This window comes from Streptomyces sp. NPDC054794, from assembly GCF_053611585.1.
This window is the reverse complement of record NZ_JBSHAQ010000005.1, coordinates 65,432-86,377: the sequence shown is the minus strand read 5'-3', so window position 1 is coordinate 86,377 and position 20,946 is coordinate 65,432. Positions and strand designations below refer to the sequence as shown.

The following is a 20,946-nucleotide window of genomic DNA, read 5'->3' as shown; positions in this document are numbered from 1 at the left end:
TCGGCGGCTGCCGCCGGCTCAGCCCGGGAAGCACTCCTTGGGGTTGTGCACCAGCGACATGAAGTGCCCGGAGTACACCCAGGACGTCGGCTTCGAGTCGTAGATCCGGAACCACAGGGCCCCCGAGGGGGTGTGGCGGGTCGAGCACTGGATGCGCAGGGTCGTGTTGAACGGCTCCGTACGGAACTTGTGCGACGAGGAGTTGGGCTCCGCGTAGATGGGGGCACCGCCCCTGTCCAGCACGGTCAGATTGACGAAGGCCGGTGCTGCCGAGGCCTCCGTCGCCTGAGCGACGGAGGCGAGTCCGGCGAGCGTCATGGCAGCGGCAATCGTCGCGGTCTTCTTCAAGACACCTTGGGGGGTGGCCATGTGACTCCAATCATGAACAGACCTGGCGGGCCGCCAGGTAGGGCGACCCGCCAGTGTGTTCGACGCCGGAAAGATCTTCTCGGTTGCTCCGGGCGTTGATCTCTTTACACAGGGTTGTAAGTACGCTCGACCTTCTGCGTGCCGCTGCGCGTACTGTACGAACGCGACCAGGACGAGGTGGCGTTCGGGTTCGTGCGGTCGGACAGGACGTAGTAGTCCATCTGCGCGCGGTCGGCGGTGATGTCCAGGACGCCGTAGCCGTGGCGGTCGGTGTCGACCCAGTGGACGTGCCGGTTGGCGGCGCGGATGAGCGGCGAGGCGATCGCGGTGAGGGTGCCCTCGGGGACCTTGACGATGTCGTCGAGGTTGTCGGAGGTGACCGAGGTGACCACGAACTCCGTGGCGGCCGAGGCCGAGAACGGGTAGGTGCCCGCGTCCACCGGCACGTCGTTGGCCCACGCCATGTGGATGTCACCGGTCAGGAAGACGGTGTTGCCGATGGCGTTGGAGCGCAGGTGGGCCAGCAGCTCGCGGCGGTCGTCGGTGTAGCCGTCCCACTGGTCGGTGTTGGCGGCGATGCCCTCCTGCGGCAGCCCGAGCAGCTTGGCCAGCGGCTTGAACAGGTCGGCGGAGAGGGAGCCGAAGGAGAACGGCGAGATCATCACCGAGTTGCCGACCAGCCGCCAGGTGGTGTCGGAGGCCTTCAGGCCGGCCTTCAGCCAGTCGAGCTGCGCGCGCCCCGTGATGGTGCGCTCCGGGTCGTCGACCGAGCCGTTGCCGACCTTGACCTGCTGGGAGCGGAAGGACCGCAGGTCCAGCAGCGAGAGGTCGGCGAGCTTGCCGAAGCGCAGCCGGCGGTAGGTGGTGCCGGCGATCGCCGGGCGGACCGGCATCCACTCGAAGTAGGCCTGCTTGGCGGCCGCCTGACGGTCCTTCCAGGCGCCCTCGGCGCCCTCGGTGTGGTTCTCGGCGCCGCCGGACCAGGAGTCGTTGGCGAACTCGTGGTCGTCCCAGATCGCGATGACGGGCGCCTTGGTGTGCAGGGCCTGCAGGTCCGGGTCGGTCTTGTACTTGCCGTGCCGGGTGCGGTAGTCGGCGAGCGTGAGGATCTCGTGGGTGGGCGCGTGCTGCCGCACGACGGTGTCGCGCGTGCCGTACTCGCCGGTGCCGTACTCGTAGATGTAGTCGCCGAGGTGCAGCCAGGCGTCGAGGTCGCCCCGGGCCGCGAGGTGGCGGTAGGAGGAGAAGTAGCCGGCCTCCCAGTTGGCGCAGGAGACCACGCCGAAGCGCAGGCCCGACACGGCCGCGTCCGCCGCCGGCGCGGTGCGGGTGCGCGCCACCGGGGAGTCCGTGCCGCCTGCCGAGAAGCGGAACCAATAGGTGGTGGCCGGGGCCAGGCCGCGTATGTCGGCCTTGACCGTGTGGTCGGAGGCGGCCTTCGCGGTCGTGGAGCCCTTGGCGACGACGTTCGTCAGCGCGTTGTCCGTGGCGACGACCCAGCTCACCTCGGTGTCCGGGCCGAGCCCGGAGCCGGGTATCGCCTCGGCGGTGGGGGTCACGCGGGTCCACAGCAGGATGCCGTCGGGCAGCGGGTCGCCGGAGGCGACGCCGTGCAGGAAGGCGGGGGCCTGGCCGACGGCGCGGGCGGGCAGCGCGGCGGCGAGCGGGCCGGCCAGAACAGCGGTCGCCGCCGCGGCCTTGACGACCGTACGGCGACGGGGCGAGAGGGAGTTGATGCCCTCGGAGGATCGGTTTCGACTGGTCACGACCGATCAGGTTACTGATCGGTATGATCGAGAGCGGGCGAACTCGTAAAGTTCGCCCGCTCTTCATTCGACGGTGGGTATCTGACCCGTTGTCAGCCCTTGAGGGCCGCGTTCACCGCCGAGTTGAACTCGGAGACCGTCCAGGGCTGGTTGGGGTCCGAGGTCGTGAGCGTCTTGCCGTCCATGACGAAGCTCGGGGTGCCCGTGACGCCGTCCTTGTTGGTGTCCCAGGTCTTCGACATCGCCAGTGCCCAGGCGTCGTAGGTGCCCTTCTTCACCGCGGTCTGGAACGCGGTGTTGTTCTTCAGGGCGGGGACGGTGTTCGCGATCTTGATGAGGTAGTCGTCGCTCTTGAACTTGTCGTCCGTCTCCTCCGGGTGCCACTGCTTCGAGTACAGCGCCGTCTTGTACTCGAGGAATGCCTCCGGGCTGACGTTCAGCGCGGCGCCCATGGCGCTCGTCGCGTTCTTGGAGCCCTCGCCGCGCGAACCGATCTTGCCCTTGCTCAGCGAGTCACCGTCGAGGAACGTACCGCCGATGTACTGGATCTTGTACTTGCCGTCGTCGATGTCCTTCTTCACCGTCGAACCGACGGTCTGCTCGAACGCGGCGCACACCGGGCAGCGCGGGTCTTCATAGACCTTGAGGGTCTTCTTCGCGGTGTCCTTGCCGATGACGACGGTGGTGCCGTCGGTGCCCGTGGTGTGGGCCGGAGCGACGACCTTGTCGCCCTTCAGCCCCTCCCAGTAGCTGGGCTTGTTGGCCTGGACGACGGCGTAGCCGATGCCGCCCGCCGCGGCCAGGACGGCCACGACCGAGGCGGCCACGATGACCTGCCGCTTGATCTTGGCGCGCTGGGCCTGCTTCTCGCGCTCCAGGCGCAGCCGCTCACGGGCCGCCGTCTTCGCCGCCTGGCTGTTCCGCTTGCTCATATTCGTGATCTCCATATGGGACGCGCACATGCCGTACGCGGGATACGTGTGGGGGACTGGTCTTGCTCACTGCGCTCGCCCCGAAAGGGGGCCGGCGGAACCGCTCAGGCCGGGGCCAGGGCGGGGGAGCAGGAGCACGGCGGTCCACGCCGTCCCAGGGAGTGCACGAGGATCAGTTCGCGGGCGGCGGCGGTGCGCGGCGCGAAACGCGGCAGCCGGCGCACCGGGGCCGGCCGGACCGCCGCCACGGCGGCCACCGCCACCAGCAGCGGACGGAAGGTGGTCGCGGCCATCGCACGCAGCAGCTGGGTCAGCGCCCGCTCGCCGCGACGCAGCCAGACGGCGGCGAGCAGGCCGACGCCGACGTGCGCGGCGAGCAGCAGCCAGGCGGCGCCCGGGTCGGCGTGCGCCAGCAGCGTGGGGACGCGGCCGCCGCCGGTCACCTGGGCCAGCGGGGTGCCCACCGAGCCGCCCCGGCACAGCACGTCGAGGCCGACCGCGCGCAGGGGGCCGGCGATCGGGCCGCCCGCCCTGCCGTAACAGGCGTGCTGGCCGGTGGTGAACACGGTGTCGGCGGCCAGCTCCAGCGGGATCAGCAGCACCGCGATGCGGCCGAAGCCGCGCTCGCGGCCCGCCAGTGCGTACGCCGTGACGAAGACGCCGACGGCGACCGCGGCCACGGTCGTCAGCGGCAGCGGAGCCCGTGACAGCAGGACGTGCGACGCGGTGCTGAGCGTCACGACGAAGGCCGTGAACAGCGCCGCGCGCACGGCTCTGAGCTGGGTTCCGGATATGTCCATGGCGTGGAGAGTCTGTCACGGACTCGGGTAAGGCTCCCTTAAAAGGTCCCTGCGAGTCCGGGACGGCCCGAGTCCGGGGCGGTCACAGCCCCGGAATCCGGCCGTTGCGGAACAGGTCGAGGAAGATCTGGTGGTCGGCACGCGCGCGTGCGCCGTAGCTGTGCGCGAACTCGGTCAGCAGGTCCGCGAAGCCCTCCTCGTCGGCCGCGATCGCCGCGTCGATGGCGCGCTCCGTGGAGAACGGCACCAGGGACTCGCCGGAGGTGTCGTCCGCCGCCGCGTGCATGGTGGCGGTGGCCCGGCCCAGGTCGGCGACGACGGCCGCGATCTCCTCCGGGTCGTCGATGTCGCCCCAGTCCAGGTCCACGGCGTACGGCGAGACCTCGGCGACCAGCTGGCCGGCGCCGTCCAGCTCGGTCCAGCCCAGCCACGGGTCGGCGTGCGCCTGCAGGGCGCGCTGGGAGATCACCGTGCGGTGGCCCTCGTGCTGGAAGTACTCCGCGATCGCCGGGTCCGTGATGTGCCGGGAGACGGCCGGGGTCTGGGCCTGCTTGATGTAGATCACGACGTCGTTCTCCAGGGCGTCGCTGTGGCCCTCCAGGAGGATGTTGTACGACGGCAGGCCCGCCGAGCCGATCCCGATCCCGCGGCGCCCCACGACGTCCTTGACCCGGTAGGAGTCCGGGCGGGCCAGGGAGGTCTCCGGCAGCGTCTCCAGGTAGCCGTCGAAGGCGGCCAGCACCTTGTAGCGGGTGGCGGCGTCCAGCTCGATGGAGCCGCCGCCCGGCGCGAAGCGGCGCTCGAAGTCGCGGATCTCGGTCATCGAGTCCAGCAGCCCGAACCGGGTCAGCGAGCGGGCGTCACGCAGCGCGTCCAGGAGCGGACCCTGCGCGGTGTCCAGCGTGAACGGCGGCACCTCGTCCCTCTTGGCGCCGGTGGCCAGCGCGTGGATGCGCTCGCGGTAGGCGCCCGCGTACACCCGCACCAGCTCGGTGATCTGCTCGTCGCTGAGCGCCTTCGCGTACCCGATGAGGGCGATGGAGGCGGAGAAGCGCTTCAGGTCCCAGGTGAAGGGGCCGACGTACGCCTCGTCGAAGTCGTTGACGTTGAAGACCAGGCGGCCGTTGGAGTCCATGTACGTGCCGAAGTTCTCCGCGTGCAGGTCGCCGTGGATCCACACGCGCGAGGTGCGCTCGTCCAGGTACGGGCCGCCGCGCTTCTCGGCGTCCGCGTCGTGGTAGAAGAGGCACGCCGTGCCCCGGTAGAACGCGAAGGCCGAGGCCGCCATCTTCCGGAACTTCACGCGGAACGCGGCCGGGTCGGCGGCCAGGAGCTGGCCGAAGGCGGTGTCGAAGACGGCGAGGATCTCCTCGCCGCGCTGCTCGTCGTTGAGCTGGGGTGCCGACATCGCTGGGTGCCTCCTGGTGCGGATGGTGCTCGGATGGTGCGGGACAGGTGGGGCGGACGGGGCGTCAGACCGCACGGGTCGTCCGCTTTCCTCCAACGCATGAAGGTACGCGCGAGTGCCCGGCGAGTGTCAGTGCCGGGGCATAGACTTCGACGCTGTCCCCCAGACTGTCCGCAGTCGGTCCACAGCCGGTCGGAAGATCGTCGACGCACGTTTCCTTTGGAGGCCGAAACCGTGTCAAAGCCGCCCTTCACGCACCTGCACGTCCACACCCAGTACTCGCTGCTGGACGGTGCCGCGCGGCTCAAGGACATGTTCAACGCCTGCAACGAGATGGGCATGACGCACATCGCCATGTCCGACCACGGCAACCTCCACGGCGCGTACGACTTCTTCCACACCGCCCAGAAGGCCGGAATCACCCCGATCATCGGGATCGAGGCGTATGTCGCGCCCGAGTCCCGGCGCAACAAGCGCAAGATCCAGTGGGGCCAGCCGCACCAGAAGCGCGACGACGTCTCCGGTTCGGGTGGTTACACCCACAAGACGATGTGGGCCGTGAACAGGACGGGCCTGCACAACATCTTCCGGCTCTCCTCCGACGCCTACGCCGAGGGCTGGCTGCAGAAGTGGCCCCGGATGGACAAGGAGACCATCGCCCAGTGGTCCGAGGGCATCGTCGCCTCCACCGGCTGCCCCTCCGGCGAACTCCAGACCCGGCTGCGCCTCGGCCAGTACGACGAGGCCCTCAAGGCCGCCGCCGACTACCAGGACATCTTCGGCAAGGACCGCTACTTCCTGGAGCTGATGGACCACGGCATCGAGATCGAGCACCGGGTCCGCGACGGCCTGCTGGAGATCGGCAAGAAGCTCGGCATCCCGCCGCTGGTGACGAACGACTCGCACTACACGTACGCGCACGAGGCGGGCGCCCACGACGCCCTGCTGTGCATCCAGACCGGCAAGAACCTCTCCGACCCGGACCGCTTCAGGTTCGACGGCACCGGCTACTACCTGAAGTCCACGGACGAGATGTACGCCATCGACTCCTCGGACGCCTGGCAGGAGGGCTGCGCCAACACGCTCCTCGTGGCCGAGATGGTCGACACCACCGGCATGTTCGAGAAGCGCGACCTCATGCCCAAGTTCGACATCCCCGAGGGCTACACCGAGGTCACCTGGTTCAAGGAGGAGGTCCGCCGGGGCATGGAGCGCCGCTTCCCCGGCGGCATCCCCGACGACCGCCAGAAGCAGGCCGAGTACGAGATGGACGTCATCATCTCGATGGGCTTCCCCGGCTACTTCCTCGTGGTCGCCGACTTCATCATGTGGGCCAAGAACAACGGCATCGCCGTCGGCCCCGGCCGAGGTTCCGCGGCCGGCTCGATCGTCGCCTACGCCATGGGCATCACCGACCTCGACCCGATCCCGCACGGCCTGATCTTCGAGCGGTTCCTCAACCCTGAGCGCATCTCGATGCCCGATGTCGACATCGACTTCGACGAGCGTCGGCGCGTCGAGGTGATCAGGTACGTGACCGAGAAGTACGGCGCCGACAAGGTCGCCATGATCGGCACCTACGGCACCATCAAGGCCAAGAACGCGATCAAGGACTCCGCGCGCGTGCTGGGCTACCCGTACGCGATGGGCGACCGCCTCACCAAGGCCATGCCCGCCGACGTCCTCGGCAAGGGCATCCCGCTCTCCGGCATCACCGACCCGCAGCACCCGCGCTACAGCGAGGCCGGCGAGATCCGCGGGATGTACGAGAACGAGCCGGACGTGAAGAAGGTCATCGACACCGCGCGCGGTGTGGAGGGCCTCGTCCGGCAGATGGGCGTGCACGCCGCCGGCGTGATCATGTCCAGCGAGACCATCACCGAGCACGTCCCGGTCTGGGTCAGGCACACCGACGGCGTGACCATCACGCAGTGGGACTACCCGAGCTGCGAGTCGCTCGGCCTGCTGAAGATGGACTTCCTGGGCCTGCGCAACCTCACGATCATGGACGACGCCGTCAAGATGGTGAAGGCCAACAAGGGGATCGACATCGACCTCCTGGGCCTGCCGCTCGACGACCCGACGACCTTCGAACTGCTGCAGCGCGGCGACACCCTCGGCGTCTTCCAGTTCGACGGCGGCCCCATGCGCTCGCTGCTGCGTCTGATGAAGCCCGACAACTTCGAAGACATCTCCGCCGTGTCGGCCCTGTACCGCCCGGGCCCCATGGGCATGAACTCCCACACGAACTACGCGCTGCGCAAGAACAAGCAGCAGGAGATCACGCCGATCCACAAGGAGCTGGAGGAGCCCCTCGAAGAGGTCCTGGCCGTCACCTATGGCCTGATCGTCTACCAGGAGCAGGTGCAGAAGGCCGCGCAGATCATCGCCGGCTACTCGCTCGGCGAGGCCGACATCCTCCGCCGCGTCATGGGCAAGAAGAAGCCCGAGGAACTGGCGAAGAACTTCACCATCTTCCAGGCCGGCGCCCGCAAGAACGGCTACAGCGACGAGGCCATCCAGGCCCTGTGGGACGTCCTGGTCCCGTTCGCCGGCTACGCGTTCAACAAGGCGCACTCGGCCGCGTACGGACTGGTCTCGTACTGGACCGCCTTCCTGAAGGCGAACCACCCCGCCGAGTACATGGCGGCCCTGCTGACCTCGGTCAAGGACGACAAGGACAAGTCGGCGATCTACCTCAACGAGTGCCGCCGCATGGGCATCAGGGTGCTCCCGCCGAACGTCAACGAGTCCGAGGCGAACTTCGCCGCCCAGGGCGACGACGTGATCCTCTTCGGCCTCTCCGCCGTCCGCAACGTCGGCACGAACGTCGTCGAGTCGATCATCAAGAGCCGCAAGGCCAAGGGGAAGTACGCCTCCTTCCCCGACTACCTCGACAAGGTCGAGGCGGTGGTCTGCAACAAGCGCACCACGGAATCGCTGATCAAGGCCGGCGCCTTCGACGAGATGGGGCACACCCGCAAGGGCCTCACCGCGCAGTACGAGCCGATGATCGACAACGTGGTCGCGGTCAAGCGCAAGGAGGCCGAGGGGCAGTTCGACCTCTTCGGCGGGATGGGCGAGGAGACCACCAGCGAGCCCGGCTTCGGCCTCGACGTCGTCTTCGGCGAGGACGAGTGGGAGAAGACCTACCTGCTCGCCCAGGAGCGGGAGATGCTCGGTCTCTACGTCTCCGACCACCCGCTCTTCGGCCTGGAGCACGTGCTGTCCGACAAGGCCGACGCGGGCATCTCCCAGCTCACCGGCGGCGAGCACGCGGACGGCGCGGTGGTCACCATCGGCGGCATCATCTCCGGCCTGCAGCGCAAGATGACCAAGCAGGGCAACGCCTGGGCGATCGCCACCGTCGAGGACCTCGCGGGTTCCATCGAGTGCATGTTCTTCCCGGCGACCTACCAGCTCATCTCGACCCAACTCGTCGAGGACGCGGTCGTGTTCGTCAAGGGCCGCCTCGACAAGCGCGAGGACGTACCGCGGCTCGTGGCGATGGAGCTGATGGTTCCCGACCTCTCCAACGCGGGCACCAACGCCCCCGTGATCCTGACCATCCCGGCCACCAGGGTCACCCCGCCCATGGTCAGCCGCCTCGGTGAGATCCTCAGCCACCACAAGGGCGACAGCGAGGTCCGCATCAAGCTCCAGGGCCCGCGCAAGACGACGGTGCTCCGCCTCGACCGGCACCGGGTGAAGCCGGATCCGGCGTTGTTCGGTGACCTGAAGGTCCTCCTCGGACCCTCCTGCCTGGCGGGCTGACCCGCACCGACACCGAGGGGCGCACCTTGAGCGGGTGCGCCCCTCGGCTGTGCCTGGGCTTCAACAGCCCTGCCGGACTACGGGAGTCCGAACGCGCGGGCCTCAGTTGTGGCCGAAGCGCTTCTGCTGCTTACGAGCAACATCCGCCGGGCTGCCCTGCGAGTGCGTGATCGGGGACTCGTGGGCCTCCGTCGACGACCGGTGCGCCTGCTCCTGAGCCTGCTCGGCCTGCGAGGCGCGGTTCTGCGGGCCACCCTGCTTGCGGTTCTTGTTCTTGGCCATGGTGATCTGCCTCCTGAGGGGGATCTAGGGGCCAGGGCCGCCATCAGATTCACATAGCCTGACTAGTGTCGCATGTCGGATAATTACCCTCTGTGACAGGGTTGGTCGAAGAGTGGGCCCCGGAAACGCCACGCCGAAGATCGAGTTCGGGCCGTTAACCCCCGCGTGGTCGGGCAGACTCGAAGCAAGCCCGAAGCAAACCTCCCGGGAAGAGGGTGAGTCGTGTGGACCGCTGCATCGTCCTGGTGGACGCCGGGTATCTGCTGGGGGCCGCCGCCAGCCTCCTCGCCGGTGAGCCCTCACGCTCGCGCATCACCGTCGACCACACCGCGTTGATCCAGGCGCTGCGCGAACGCGCCGAGGCCGACACGGAGCGTCCGCTGCTGCGCATCTACTGGTTCGACGGCGCCCCGGACCGCGTCCCCCAGCCGGAGCACCGCCGCCTGCGTGTGATGCCCCGGGTCACCGTCCGGCTCGGCGCCCTCACCCGCAGCGACGGACGCTGGGCGCAAAAGGGCGTGGACGCCGCCATGCACGCCGAGCTGACCGAGCTGGCCCGCAACCGTGCCTGCTCGGACGTCGTCCTCGTGACCGGCGACGGCGACCTGCTGCCCGGCATGATGGCCGCCAAGGAGCACGGCGTCGCCGTCCACCTGTGGGCCGTACAGGCCGCCGACGGCGACTACAACCAGTCCGAGGACCTGGTCGCCGAGGCCGACGAGCGGCGCGTCCTGGACCGTACATGGATCACCCAGGCGGTCCGGGCCAAGGAGCTCACCGGCATCTGCGCGCCGCCGCCCGTGCCGCGCCCGGAGATCGCCGCGATCCTCTCCGCCCCGCTGCCCGAGTCCGCACTCGGCACCGCCACCGAGCGGCCCGCCGAGGAGGGCGAGCACGCGCCGGCCGCCGCCGGGTCGCAGAACGGCGCCCAGCAGCGGATGCCCGCGCCCAAGGGCGTGCCCACCCCCAAGGACCTCGCCGCGCTGCGCGCCCCCGGCGCCCAGCCCGTCCAGCACCCCGCGACCGCCACCCTGCGCTGGTCCTCCGACAAGGGCTGGGTGGACCGGCCCGGCGTGCCCGCCGAGCCGCCGGAGGCCGCCTCCATGCCGACGCTGGCCCAGCTGACCACCGCCGAGCAGCGGTGGGCCGACCGGGAGGAGGACATCACGACGGTCGGCGGCGACCCGTACGAGGTGGGGCAGGTCTTCGCGCGGCGCTGGATCTCCCGGCTCGGCGACCAGAGCCATCTGCAGCGGCTGTCCGCCATGTACCCGCGGATCCCGCACCGCATCGACGGCGAGCTGCTGCGCTATGCCGCCCGCTTCGGCCTGCTCGCCCACAAGGACGACCAGATCGACGAGCACGACCGCTATGCCATCCGCGCGGGTTTCTGGCGCGAGATCGACGTACCCACGGCAGCGGAACAGGCCCCCGCCGGGGAGTGAACCCTCCTGGGCGCCCCCAAGGGCGAGTAAAGGTCCCGGACCCCGTACCCTCGTCCTTTGTGAGTACGCGCGCGGCACAGGCACTTCGGCAGTCCGGGGACGTCGTGTGCGCGGTGCGCGGACTGACCAAGACCTATCCGGCCGTCAAGGCCCGGCGCGGGGCGCCGGGGGCGGCCGAGGTGTTGGCCACCGACGCGGTGGAGCTGGACGTCGGGCGCGGCGAGATCTTCGGACTGCTCGGACCGAACGGCGCCGGCAAGTCCACCCTCGTACGGCAGCTGACCGGGCTGCTGCGGCCGGACCGCGGCAGTGTCGAGATCCTCGGCCACGACATCGTGCGCCACCCCGAGCGGGCCGCGCGCCTCCTCGCCTACCTCGGCCAGGAGTCCACCGCCCTCGACGAGCTGACCGTGTCCCTGGCCGCGGAGACCACCGGGCGGCTGCGCGGACTGGACCTCCGGCAGGCGCGAGCCGAGCGGGACGCCGTCCTCGACGAACTGGGCCTCACCCCGATCGCCGGGCGCGCCCTGAAGAAGCTGTCCGGCGGACAGCGCCGGCTCGCCTGCCTCGCCGCCGCCCTGGTCGGCGAGCGGCCGCTGCTCGTGCTCGACGAGCCGACCACCGGCATGGACCCGGTGGCCAGGCGCGCGGTGTGGGCGGCCGTCGACCGGCGGCGGGCCGAGCGCGGGACGACCGTGCTGCTGGTCACCCACAACGTCATCGAGGCCGAGACCGTCCTCGACCGGGTCGCCGTCCTCGACCGGGGCCGGGTCATCGCCTGCGACACCCCCGCCGGGCTGAAGGAACGGGTCTCCGGCGAGGTGCGTGTCGAGCTGGTCTGGCGGGAGGGGCCGCCGCTGGACGTCCCCGAGGTCGCCGTGCTGCGGGACCGCGCCGTTCAGGCCGGACGGCGCTGGACGTTGCGGCTCGCGCCCGAGGAGGCCCGCGCCGCCGTCGCCACGGTGACCGGCGGGGCCGCGTTCGCGGCCCTGGACGACTTCACGCTCGCCACGCCCAGCCTGGAGGACGTCTACCTGGCGCTGGGTGGCGCGGCACGACAGGGACTGGTGAAGGCGTGAGCGCACGGATCGCCGGATGCGTAGGGGACGGTGTGAGGGCCGTACGGAAGAGGAGCAGCTCCAGGTGAGTGTCGTACCCGCCGAGGTTCTGCCGGGCGGCGCCCTGGCCGTGGAGGACGCGGCCGGCGGCGCCGCCGAGCTCGCGCCGGCCGCCCGGTTCTGGCCGTCGCTGGTGGCCGTCTACCGTGCGCAGCTGTCGCGCGCGCGGGTGGCGCGGATCCCGCTGCTGTTCGTGGCGACCTTCCAGTCCGTCGGAATCATGATCATGATGCGCGGGGTGGTGGACACCCGGCCCGAGGCCCAGTCCGTGGTGGCGGGGTCCTCGGTCGTGGTCGTCGCGTACGTCGCGCTGAACCTGCTCGCCCAGTACTTCGGGCAGCTGCGGGCCAGCGGCGGGCTCGACCACTACGCCACGCTGCCGGTGCCGCCGGCCGCGGTGGTGCTGGGGGCGGCGGGGGCGTACGCCTCCTTCACCGTGCCGGGGACGCTGGTGACGGCGGTCTTCGGCTGCGTGCTGTTCGGGCTGCCCCTGACGAACCTGTGGATCCTCACCCTGGTGATCCCGCTCGCGGGCGCCGCGCTCTCCGGCCTCGGAGCGGCCTGCGGGCTGCTCGCGTCGCGGCCGGAACTGGCCACGCTGCTCGGCCAGTTGGGCATGTCGGCGGCGCTGCTGCTGGGCGTGCTGCCGCCCGACCGGATGCCGGAGCCGGTGCGCCTGGCCCGGGACCTGCTGCCCTCCACCTACGGCGTGGAGGCCTATGCCCGGACCTTCGGGGCGCGGCCCGACTGGGCGTTCGTGGGTGCTGACCTGGGTGTGTGCGCGGGAGTCGGAGTGGTCTCGCTGGCCGTGGCGACCTGGGCGTACCGGCGGGCCGCCGTCCGGTGACGCGCGGCACCGGCCGACCTGGCACGATGTCAGGGTGACCGCACCGTTGACTCCGCCACCGCCGCCGCATGACCAGACCCCGCAGCAGGACTGGCAGGCGCCGCCGCCCGCCGGCGTGCACGAGGGCGCGTACGAACAGGACGGTCCCGGGATGAAGACGGAAGTGCGGGAGGCCGCCGTGATCACGATCGCGGTGGCGCTCGGCGGAGCGCTGCTCGGGCTGCTGTGGGTGTGGCTGGCTCCCCGTGTGCCGCTGGTCGGGGACCAGGTGGGCAACGGCTGGGTCGTCTACATCAAGGACACCGAGGGGGAGCAGGCGATCGGGGTGGACGGAACGTTCACGCTGCTCGCGCTCGGCTTCGGCGTGGTCAGCGCGGTCGTCGTCTTCCTCGCGCGGCGGCACGGGGGTGTGCCGCTGGTGGTGGCGCTGACGGCCGGCGGACTGCTCGGCTCGCTCCTCGCCTGGCGGATCGGGGTGTGGCTCGGCCCGGCCCAGGACGTCATCGCCCACGCCAGGGCCGCCGGCAAGGGCGTGACCTTCTCGGCGCCGCTCAAGCTCGGCGCCAAGGGAGCGCTGCTCGCGTGGTCGGTGGCCGCGCTGCTGGTCCACCTGGGCCTGACGGCCCTGTTCGGCCCCCGCGACCCGGACCCCTACGACCAGGGCCCCTACCCGCGGGACGGGTACGGCGCGCCGCTGGCCTGAGATTGCGTAGAAGCCCGGGACGGCTACGACCTCCCTGAGGGTCTGTCCTCCCGGTCATGTCGGCGTGGGCGCGGCCCTACGCCGGTCGCCTCCCGTGGTTCGAGCGGCCCTTCTTGACGCGCCACTTGCGTTTCCGGGTTTTCTTCGACATGTCCCTCGTAATTAACCGAGGACCGGGCGTTCGTCGAGGGGTCACGCACGCCCGATGGGGGCCAACACCGCCTGGGTGAGCGTGGCGAGGTCGCCGGGGGAGAGCTCGACCTCCAGGCCGCGGCGGCCCGCCGAGACGCAGATCGTCCCGTGCGCGGACGCCGACGCGTCCAGGACCGTGGGGAGCTTCTTGCGCTGGCCCAGCGGGGAGATGCCGCCGCGCACATAGCCCGTGGTGCGCTCCGCGAGCGCCGGATCCGCCATCGCCGCGCGCTTGCCGCCGACCGCCGTCGCGAGGGCCTTGAGATCGAGGGAGCCGGCCACGGGGACCACGGCCACGGTCAGCGCGCCGTCGACGTCCGCCACCAGCGTCTTGAAGACGCGGTCGGGGGAGACGCCCATGGCCTCGGCCGCCTCCTCGCCGTAGGAGGGATGGCCGGGGTCGTGGTCGTAGGCGTGGACCGTGTACGCGACGCCGGCCGTCGTCAGGGCCACCGTCGCGGGCGTGCCGCCGGCCTGCGTCTGCTTCTTCGACTTCTTCGCCACGGGGATCCGGCCTCAGTTCAGACTCGTCGGGCCGCGCGTCAGGTCCGACGCGGGCAGGGACGGCAGGTTACGGATGATCGCCGTCTCCGCGCGAAGGAGTTTCAGCGCGTCCCGCAGCCGCGAGGCCGTGTCGGGGGCCTGGAGCAGCCGCTGCTTCGTCGGCGTGTCCAGCATCATCGCCGCCGCCACCAGGTAGGAGACGACCGCCGGTTCGTCGGGCAGCTCCGCGCCCGTGGTCAGCGAGCGCTCCCGCGCACCGGCCAGCCGCTTCTGGTACTGGCGGAACGCGCGCAGCACGCCCTCGGCCAGCGCGCCCGCCCCGTCGCCCGGGGCCTCCGGCAGTTCCTCCAGCTCCGCCGTCAGGAACGGGCCGGACGTGTCCACCGACAGCAGCCGTACCCGGGTCGTCCCGGTCGCCAGCACCTCGAACGTCCCGTCGGCCCGCTCACGGATGGTCGCGGCGTCCGCCACGCAGGCCACCCCGTGGAAGGCCCGCAGGGGGTCGGCGCCGAAGCCGGCGGCCGGGCCGCGATCGGGCACGGCCGTCGGATCCGGCATGCCCGGCGCGCTGGGCGCCACCTCGTGGCCGTCGCGGATCGCCACGACGGCGAACCGGCGCGGCTCGTCCTCGGGGGTCTTCAGGAGTTCGCGCATCATGGCGCGATAGCGCTCCTCGAAGATGTTCAGCGGCAGCACGAGCCCCGGGAACAGCACCGAGTTCAGCGGAAAGAGCGGGAGACGGGCGGTGGTCACGGCGCCACAGCCTAATGGTCACCGGCGCGGACATGTCCGCCGTGCTCGGTCCGTGGTCGCCTCGGGGCCGGTACGGGGGCGCCGGGGGCCGCCGTCGTGAGCGCCTCACGCACCCGCAGGAAGTGTCCGAGCGGGTCGTCGGAGTCCCGGTCCCAGGGGAAGGACGTGGCGTACGGGCCGATCAGACGCAGCTGGGTGCGGGCGTCCTCCCAGCGCTCCAGGCGTACGAGGACGTACATCAGCTTGTTACGGATCGCGGCCGGGCAGGGGTCGGCCGCCGGGAACCGCGCGGAGAGCGCGATGGCCCGGTCGGCCGCCGCGTCCAGCCGGTCCCGCGGCACCTCGGGGCCGCAGCCGTCGGTCAGATAGCCGAGGGCCGCCCGCGCCGGCAGTGCCTGGATGAGCGAGTCCGCCGGGGCGTCCTGGGCGGCCAGGTCGGCGAAGTCGAAGCACGCGTGGTGGGAGCCGTGCCAGGAGGCGGCCAGGTAGCGCAGGGCGGCCACGTGGCAGCCGTAGTGGTGCGGGGCACGGCGGATCGCCGCCTCCCACAGCTCCTCGAAGTACTTGTGCCCGGCCTTCGAACCGCGCGCGTGGTCCAGGGCGATCCGCCACGGCACCGGGTCGAGGCCGTCGGCGCGCGCGGCGGCGGTGATGAGCGGGTTCAGCTCGCGCAGCAGCTCGGCCCGCGCCGGGGACCCCCAGGCCCGGTCCACCGCGAGCTGGGCGGTGACCAGCAGGACGTCCGGGTCGTGCGGGTCGGCGGCGGACCACCGGTCGAGCCATTCGGCGCGCGAGCGGGCGAACGCGGCGAGCCGCAGCACGTAACGGTCGCGGTTCTCCCACTCGGCGGCCGCCCGGACGCCCGAGAGCAGTTCGGCGGCCGGCCCGTGGTCGCCCCGGCCGGCCGCGACCAGCGCGGGGGCCAGACGGTCGTCGGGCGCGTCGAGAAACACCTCGTCACCGGCGGGGGGCGCGGCGAGGCGCAGGGGGGATGACGCCTTCCGTGCCAGGCGGAAGAGCGCGCGCAGCAGAGCCATGGTGTCAACCATTGAAAGACCGCAGGTCGGGGACGCGCCAGAGGGCAGAGGCAACCTGCGGAAAGTTGTACGTGCGGCGGTCAAGGCCGGGTAAAACGTGATGGTTCCACCACTGTTGGGTACCTGTCAGGCATGGGCGTACGGCGCGACCGAGTTCCTAGTTTCGCCGCAGCAGCCGCGTCGCCCCCGCCGCCACCGCCGTCGCCAGGATCCAGCCCAGCAGGATCAGCGCCGTGGACAGCCACTGCCAGACGGAGCTCATCTGCCACTGGCCCGCCTGGCCCAGGTCGATGACCGGCAGCAGCAGGTCCAGGGCGAGCAGTGCGGGGCTCCAGGGCAGGTGCGAGTCGCCGTTCGCCGGCGAATGCCCCGCGTGCGTGAAGGCGAACGCGCTCGTCGCCCACAGCACCGCCATCCACACGGCGGCCCGGCCCGGCCGGTACCCGTAGGCGACCACCATGTCCTGCAGATACCCCCAGACCTTCGGGACCAGCGGCAGCGTCTCGCGGCGGCGGCGCTGCTTGGCGAGCAGCACATGGCGCGCGTCCTCGTCCTCGCCGGCCGCCCGCAGCACGGTGGCCAGGCGCTCGTACGGCTCCGGGTTGTACTCGGCGGTGGCCGCCGAGACCCAGTCCAGGCGACGGGACAGCGGGAACGGCCCGTGCGGCACGAGGTTCTCGTAGGAGAAGCCGAGCATGTGCAGATTTCCGGGGTCCGGCCAGCTGTCCGCCCGGTCCACCAGGTTCACCACCCGCGCGCCCGACAGGACCACCTTGCCGCGCTGCGGCTTCTCCCCGAGGAAGCGCAGCTCGGGCACCTGTACACGGCGCATCGCCAGTTCCTGGTCGTCGGTGAAGGCGAACCGCGCCCGTTCGAGGTCGATCGCGTCGCCGACCCGCCCGTCGTCGAGCCGCACACCGCCCTGGCACTCGAACCGCTGGACGCGTGTCCCGCGCGCGGGTGTCGTGTTGCCCGCCATCGGGTTGCCCACGCCGGCCGGGGACAGGTACAGCGTGCGCCCGACGGTCAGCTGGGGGGCGTTCAGGGCCCGCCGGGTGTACGGGCTGGCCAGCCGGGCGCCGCGCAGGCTCAGCGAGACGCCGATCTTGGCGCTGCGCAGGCTCACCTCGCCGTGCGCCTCCAGCATGTCGGCCTGCAGGTCGTACCCCACGGTCAGGCCGTCCGCGCCGATCGAGCGGCCGTAGCGGTCCCGGTAGACGACCGCCTGGTTGATCAGCAGATCCGTGCCGATGTGCGCGTCGGTCAGCCGGATGCCGTTCTGGAAGCGGCAGCGCGGCAGGTGCAGGTCGCCCTCCGTGGTCACCCGGGCGGCCTCCAGGCGCGGCACGGAGCAGTTGACCATCCGTACGGTGTGGAAGCGCGCCTCGGGAAAGAGGACCTCCTTGTCGAAGCGGCAGCCCCGCAGCTCCAAGTACGGCACCACCGAGCCGCCCGCCAGGTCGAGGACGTCGGTGATCCGCGCGCCGACCAGCTTGAGGGACGCCACTCGGCCCGGGAGCGGCGGCGGCCCGTCGAGGAGCAGCCAGGCGACGATGCGCGCCCGCACGGTGCGCTCGGGTCCCCAGTCCTGTCCGCCGTGCGGATCGTCGGCGACGGCGTCCCCGGTGCTCAGGTCGTACACGCTGCCGTTGCGGAAGGCCTGCCACATGCCCGCCTCGGCGGCGGTCAGGTCGTCCGGCAGTTCTCCGGCACGGATGCCGGCCCCCTCGGTCACGGCTCCCCCTTCTTCCCCGTCTACTCGCGGGTTCGTCCGTCGGTACAGCGGTTCATGCCCGCTGTGTGACGCCGTGAACGCATGAGGTGAGGGAGATCTTCCGGGTTCCCGGCAGCGCTCGCCTGTTCCTGTCAGCGCCCGTCCACGTTCTGTATCAGCCATTGATACGCGCGGACGGTGCCGGACGCCGGTCTGAGAGAATTGGGCCTGTGATCTCCCGAATCGATCTGCGCGGCGACGCCCTTCCCGAGGGCCCCGCCCTGCGCGACCTGCTGCCCCGAGCCGACTTCGACGTATCGACCGCCCTGGAGAAGGTGCGTCCGATCTGCGAGGCCGTGCATCATCGGGGCGACGCGGCGCTGATCGACTTCGCCGAGAAGTTCGACGGGGTGCGGCTGGAATCGGTCCGGGTCCCGGCGCGGGCGCTGACCGACGCCCTGGACGGGCTCGACCCGGCCGTCCGCGCGGCTCTGGAGGAGTCCATCCGCCGCGCCCGCATCGTCCACCGCGAGCAGCGCCGTACCACCCGTACGACGCAGGTCGTGCCCGGCGGCTCCGTCACCGAGAAGTGGGTGCCGGTCGAGCGCGTCGGCCTGTACGCGCCCGGTGGCCGCTCGGTCTACCCCTCCTCCGTGATCATGAACGTGGTGCCCGCGCAGGAGGCCGGCGTCGAGTCGATCGCCCTGGCCTCCCCCGCCCAGGCGCCCGCTTTCGAAAATGATCCGGCCGGCGGACTGCCGCACCCGACGATCCTCGCCGCCTGCGCGCTGCTCGGCGTCGACGAGGTGTACGCCGCGGGTGGTGCCACCGCCGTAGCGATGTTCGCGTACGGCACGGAGTCCTGCCCGCCCGCCCGCATGGTCACCGGCCCCGGCAACATCTGGGTCGCCGCCGCCAAGCGCTTCTTCACCGGGAAGATCGGCATCGACGCGGAGGCCGGCCCCACCGAGATCGCGATCCTCGCGGACGAGACGGCCGACCCGGTGCACGTCGCCGCCGACCTGATCAGCCAGGCCGAGCACGACCCGCTGGCGGCGGCCGTGCTGGTCACGGACTCGACCGAGCTGGCCGACGCGGTGGACAAGGAGCTGGAGCCGCAGGTCGCGGCCACCAAGCACATCGAGGACCGCATCCGCCCGGCGCTCAGCGGCAGGCAGTCCGCGATCGTCCTGGTCGACGGCCTCGACGAGGGCCTCAGGGTGGTCGACGCGTACGGCGCCGAGCACCTGGAGATCCACACCGCCGACGCCGCCGCGGTCGCCGACCGGGTGCGGAACGCGGGCGCGGTCTTCATCGGCCCCTGGGCGCCGGTCTCGCTGGGCGACTACGCGGCCGGCTCCAATCACGTCCTGCCCACCGGCGGCTGCGCCTGCCACTCCTCCGGCCTGTCCGTCCAGTCCTTCCTGCGCGGCATCCACATCGTCGACTACACGAAGGACGCCCTGGCCGAGGTCGCGCACCACGTGGTGACGCTGGCGGAGGCGGAGGACCTGCCCGCGCACGGCGCGGCCGTCAAGGCGAGGTTCGGCTGGAAGGTACCGACGAGCAAGTGAGCTTCGGAATCGACGATCTCCCCGTACGGGACGAGCTGCGCGGCAAGTCCCCCTACGGCGCGCCCCAACTGGACGTTCCCGTACGGCTGAACACGAACGAGAACCCGTACCCGCTGCCCGAGCCGCTGGTCGAGCGGATCGCGGAGCGGGTGCGCGAGGCCGCCCGTGACCTGAACCGCTATCCCGACCGGGACGCGGTCCAGCTGCGCACCGAGCTGGCCAAGTACCTGACGAAGACCGGCAAGCACCCGCTCGGCATGGAGAACGTCTGGGCGGCCAACGGCTCCAACGAGGTCATCCAGCAGCTGCTGCAGACCTTCGGCGGACCGGGCCGTACGGCGATCGGCTTCGAGCCGTCGTACTCGATGCACGCGCTCATCGCGCGGGGCACCGGCACGGCCTGGATCTCCGGCCCGCGCGGCGAGGACTTCACGATCGACCTGGCGGCGGCCCGCCGGGCCGTCGAGGAGCACCGGCCGGACGTCGTCTTCATCACCACCCCCAACAACCCCACGGGCAACTCGGTCCCGCCCGAGACGGTCCTCGCGCTGTACGAGGCCGCGCAGGCCGTGAAGCCGACGATGGTGATCGTCGACGAGGCGTACATCGAGTTCAGCCACGGCGACTCGTTGCTGCCGCTGCTCGACGGACGGCCGTACCTCGTCGTCTCGCGGACCATGTCGAAGGCGTTCGGGGCGGCGGGCCTGCGCCTCGGCTACCTCGCCGCGCACCCGGCGGTCGTGGACGCCGTACAGCTCGTACGGCTGCCGTACCACCTGTCGGCGATCACCCAGGCGACCGCCCTGGCCGCCCTGGAGCACACCGACACGCTGCTGAAGTACGTCGAGCAGCTCAAGGCGGAGCGGGACCGGCTGGTGAGCGAGCTCAGGTCCATCGGCTACGACGTCACCGAGTCCGACGCGAACTTCGTGCAGTTCGGGCGGTTCGCGGACGCCCACGCCGCCTGGCGGAAGATCCTCGACCGGGGTGTCCTGGTCCGGGACAACGGCGTACCCGGGTGGCTGCGGGTCTCCGCCGGAACCCCGCAGGAGAACGAGGCGTTCCTCGACGCGGTACGTGACTTGCAGTGTTTTGTGGGGGACACCCCCACTCCCCCGAAGGAGCTGGACGCATGAGCCGCGTTGGACGCGTGGAGCGGACCACCAAGGAGACCTCGGTCCTCGTCGAGATCGATCTCGACGGCACCGGCAAGACCGACATCGCGACGGGCGTCGGCTTCTACGACCACATGCTCGACCAGCTCGGCCGGCACGGTCTGTTCGACCTGACCGTGAAGACCGACGGCGACCTGCACATCGACTCGCACCACACCATCGAGGACACGGCCCTCGCGCTGGGCGCCGCCTTCAAGCAGGCGCTCGGCGACAAGGTGGGGATCTACCGGTTCGGCAACTGCACGGTGCCGCTGGACGAGTCCCTCGCCCAGGTGACCGTCGACCTGTCCGGCCGCCCCTACCTCGTGCACACCGAGCCCGAGAACATGGCGCCGATGATCGGCGAGTACGACACGACGATGACCCGGCACATCCTGGAGTCCTTCGTCGCCCAGGCCCAGATAGCACTGCACGTGCACGTGCCCTACGGGCGCAACGCGCACCACATCGTGGAGTGCCAGTTCAAGGCGCTGGCCCGAGCGCTGCGCTACGCCAGCGAGCGCGACCCGCGCGCGGCAGGCATCCTCCCCTCCACGAAGGGCGCGCTGTAACC

At 71.0% G+C, this 20,946-nt stretch carries 18 protein-coding genes; 8 read left to right on the top strand and 10 right to left on the bottom strand.

Annotated elements, in window-relative coordinates; all coding sequences use genetic code 11:
- Positions 1-18 precede the first annotated feature (18 nt).
- From ACWGKT_RS06775 to ACWGKT_RS06755, 5 genes are all read right to left on the bottom strand, one after another.
- On the bottom strand, positions 19-369 hold the full coding sequence (locus ACWGKT_RS06775) for a hypothetical protein (protein ID WP_356140727.1): 351 nt from the start codon (positions 367-369) through the stop codon (positions 19-21).
- A 104-nt stretch (positions 370-473) separates the two neighbouring features.
- Entirely contained in the window at positions 474-2,135 is a 1,662-nt protein-coding gene (locus ACWGKT_RS06770; RefSeq protein ID WP_453272773.1) for an alkaline phosphatase D family protein, read from the bottom strand.
- A 92-nt stretch (positions 2,136-2,227) separates the two neighbouring features.
- Positions 2,228-3,067 carry a thioredoxin domain-containing protein gene (locus ACWGKT_RS06765; protein ID WP_453272772.1) on the bottom strand — a complete coding sequence of 280 codons (840 nt, stop codon included), beginning with the start codon at positions 3,065-3,067 and terminating at the stop codon, positions 2,228-2,230.
- A gap of 104 nt (positions 3,068-3,171) precedes the next feature.
- Positions 3,172-3,867: a hypothetical protein gene (locus ACWGKT_RS06760; RefSeq protein WP_453272771.1), complete on the bottom strand. Its 696-nt coding sequence runs from the start codon at positions 3,865-3,867 to the stop codon at positions 3,172-3,174.
- 82 nt (positions 3,868-3,949) lie between these two features.
- A complete protein-coding gene (locus ACWGKT_RS06755) occupies positions 3,950-5,275 on the bottom strand; it encodes a DUF2252 domain-containing protein (protein ID WP_356140719.1) in 1,326 nt (441 codons plus the stop codon).
- Between the two features lie 234 nt (positions 5,276-5,509).
- Here ACWGKT_RS06755 and dnaE point away from each other — a divergent pair, with 234 nt between their 5' ends.
- Positions 5,510-9,049: a DNA polymerase III subunit alpha gene (dnaE, locus tag ACWGKT_RS06750; RefSeq protein ID WP_453272770.1), complete on the top strand. Its 3,540-nt coding sequence runs from the start codon at positions 5,510-5,512 to the stop codon at positions 9,047-9,049.
- A 102-nt stretch (positions 9,050-9,151) separates the two neighbouring features.
- Here dnaE and ACWGKT_RS06745 read toward each other — a convergent pair whose 3' ends face one another.
- Complete coding sequence (locus ACWGKT_RS06745) at positions 9,152-9,331, bottom strand: hypothetical protein (protein WP_356140715.1); 180 nt, start codon at positions 9,329-9,331, stop codon at positions 9,152-9,154.
- Positions 9,332-9,555: 224 nt separating this feature from the next.
- Here ACWGKT_RS06745 and ACWGKT_RS06740 point away from each other — a divergent pair, with 224 nt between their 5' ends.
- The 4 genes from ACWGKT_RS06740 (at position 9,556) to ACWGKT_RS06725 (ending at position 13,444) form a co-directional block, all read left to right on the top strand.
- Positions 9,556-10,776 carry an NYN domain-containing protein gene (locus ACWGKT_RS06740; protein ID WP_356140713.1) on the top strand — a complete coding sequence of 407 codons (1,221 nt, stop codon included), beginning with the start codon at positions 9,556-9,558 and terminating at the stop codon, positions 10,774-10,776.
- Positions 10,777-10,880: 104 nt separating this feature from the next.
- Entirely contained in the window at positions 10,881-11,855 is a 975-nt protein-coding gene (locus ACWGKT_RS06735; RefSeq protein ID WP_453272889.1) for an ABC transporter ATP-binding protein, read from the top strand.
- A 64-nt stretch (positions 11,856-11,919) separates the two neighbouring features.
- Positions 11,920-12,741 (top strand): ABC transporter permease, encoded by an 822-nt coding sequence (locus tag ACWGKT_RS06730; protein ID WP_453272769.1) that lies wholly within the window; start codon positions 11,920-11,922, stop codon positions 12,739-12,741.
- 34 nt (positions 12,742-12,775) lie between these two features.
- Complete coding sequence (locus tag ACWGKT_RS06725) at positions 12,776-13,444, top strand: AAA family ATPase (protein WP_453272768.1); 669 nt, start codon at positions 12,776-12,778, stop codon at positions 13,442-13,444.
- A 192-nt stretch (positions 13,445-13,636) separates the two neighbouring features.
- Here ACWGKT_RS06725 and ybaK read toward each other — a convergent pair whose 3' ends face one another.
- The 4 genes from ybaK to ACWGKT_RS06705 all read right to left on the bottom strand — a co-directional run bounded on the left by ybaK (position 13,637) and on the right by ACWGKT_RS06705 (position 17,665).
- Entirely contained in the window at positions 13,637-14,140 is a 504-nt protein-coding gene (gene ybaK, locus ACWGKT_RS06720; protein WP_356140707.1) for a Cys-tRNA(Pro) deacylase, read from the bottom strand.
- A 12-nt stretch (positions 14,141-14,152) separates the two neighbouring features.
- A complete protein-coding gene (locus ACWGKT_RS06715; RefSeq protein ID WP_453272767.1) occupies positions 14,153-14,893 on the bottom strand; it encodes an LON peptidase substrate-binding domain-containing protein in 741 nt (246 codons plus the stop codon).
- Positions 14,894-14,904: 11 nt separating this feature from the next.
- On the bottom strand, positions 14,905-15,942 hold the full coding sequence (locus tag ACWGKT_RS06710; protein WP_453272766.1) for a hypothetical protein: 1,038 nt from the start codon (positions 15,940-15,942) through the stop codon (positions 14,905-14,907).
- Positions 15,943-16,087: 145 nt separating this feature from the next.
- Positions 16,088-17,665: an oxidoreductase gene (locus ACWGKT_RS06705; protein WP_356140701.1), complete on the bottom strand. Its 1,578-nt coding sequence runs from the start codon at positions 17,663-17,665 to the stop codon at positions 16,088-16,090.
- Positions 17,666-17,874: 209 nt separating this feature from the next.
- On the opposite strand from ACWGKT_RS06705, the gene hisD reads away from it, so the two are divergent.
- From hisD to hisB, 3 genes are read left to right on the top strand one after another with little or no spacing between them, the layout of a single operon-like run.
- Positions 17,875-19,218, top strand: coding sequence for a histidinol dehydrogenase (gene hisD, locus ACWGKT_RS06700; RefSeq protein WP_356140699.1), 1,344 nt, complete (start codon positions 17,875-17,877; stop codon positions 19,216-19,218).
- A complete protein-coding gene (locus ACWGKT_RS06695) occupies positions 19,215-20,354 on the top strand; it encodes a histidinol-phosphate transaminase (protein WP_356140698.1) in 1,140 nt (379 codons plus the stop codon). The genes hisD and ACWGKT_RS06695 overlap by 4 nt, the downstream gene beginning before the upstream one ends.
- Positions 20,351-20,944, top strand: a complete 594-nt coding sequence (gene hisB, locus ACWGKT_RS06690; RefSeq protein ID WP_100825690.1) for an imidazoleglycerol-phosphate dehydratase HisB — start codon at positions 20,351-20,353, stop codon at positions 20,942-20,944. Before ACWGKT_RS06695 ends, hisB begins: the two co-directional genes overlap by 4 nt.
- The last annotated feature ends 2 nt before the right edge of the window (positions 20,945-20,946 follow it).

Excerpts from the sequence above, each read along its gene's own strand:
- ACWGKT_RS06775 (WP_356140727.1), bottom strand. The coding sequence starts at position 369 with ATGGCCACCCCCCAAGGTGTCTTGAAGAAGACCGCGACGATTGCCGCT.
- ACWGKT_RS06765 (WP_453272772.1), bottom strand. The coding sequence starts at position 3,067 with ATGAGCAAGCGGAACAGCCAGGCGGCGAAGACGGCGGCCCGTGAGCGG.
- ACWGKT_RS06760 (WP_453272771.1), bottom strand. The coding sequence starts at position 3,867 with ATGGACATATCCGGAACCCAGCTCAGAGCCGTGCGCGCGGCGCTGTTC.
- ACWGKT_RS06755 (WP_356140719.1), bottom strand. The coding sequence starts at position 5,275 with ATGTCGGCACCCCAGCTCAACGACGAGCAGCGCGGCGAGGAGATCCTC.
- ACWGKT_RS06745 (WP_356140715.1), bottom strand. The coding sequence starts at position 9,331 with ATGGCCAAGAACAAGAACCGCAAGCAGGGTGGCCCGCAGAACCGCGCC.
- ACWGKT_RS06710 (WP_453272766.1), bottom strand. The coding sequence starts at position 15,942 with ATGGTTGACACCATGGCTCTGCTGCGCGCGCTCTTCCGCCTGGCACGG.
- hisB (WP_100825690.1), top strand. The coding sequence starts at position 20,351 with ATGAGCCGCGTTGGACGCGTGGAGCGGACCACCAAGGAGACCTCGGTC.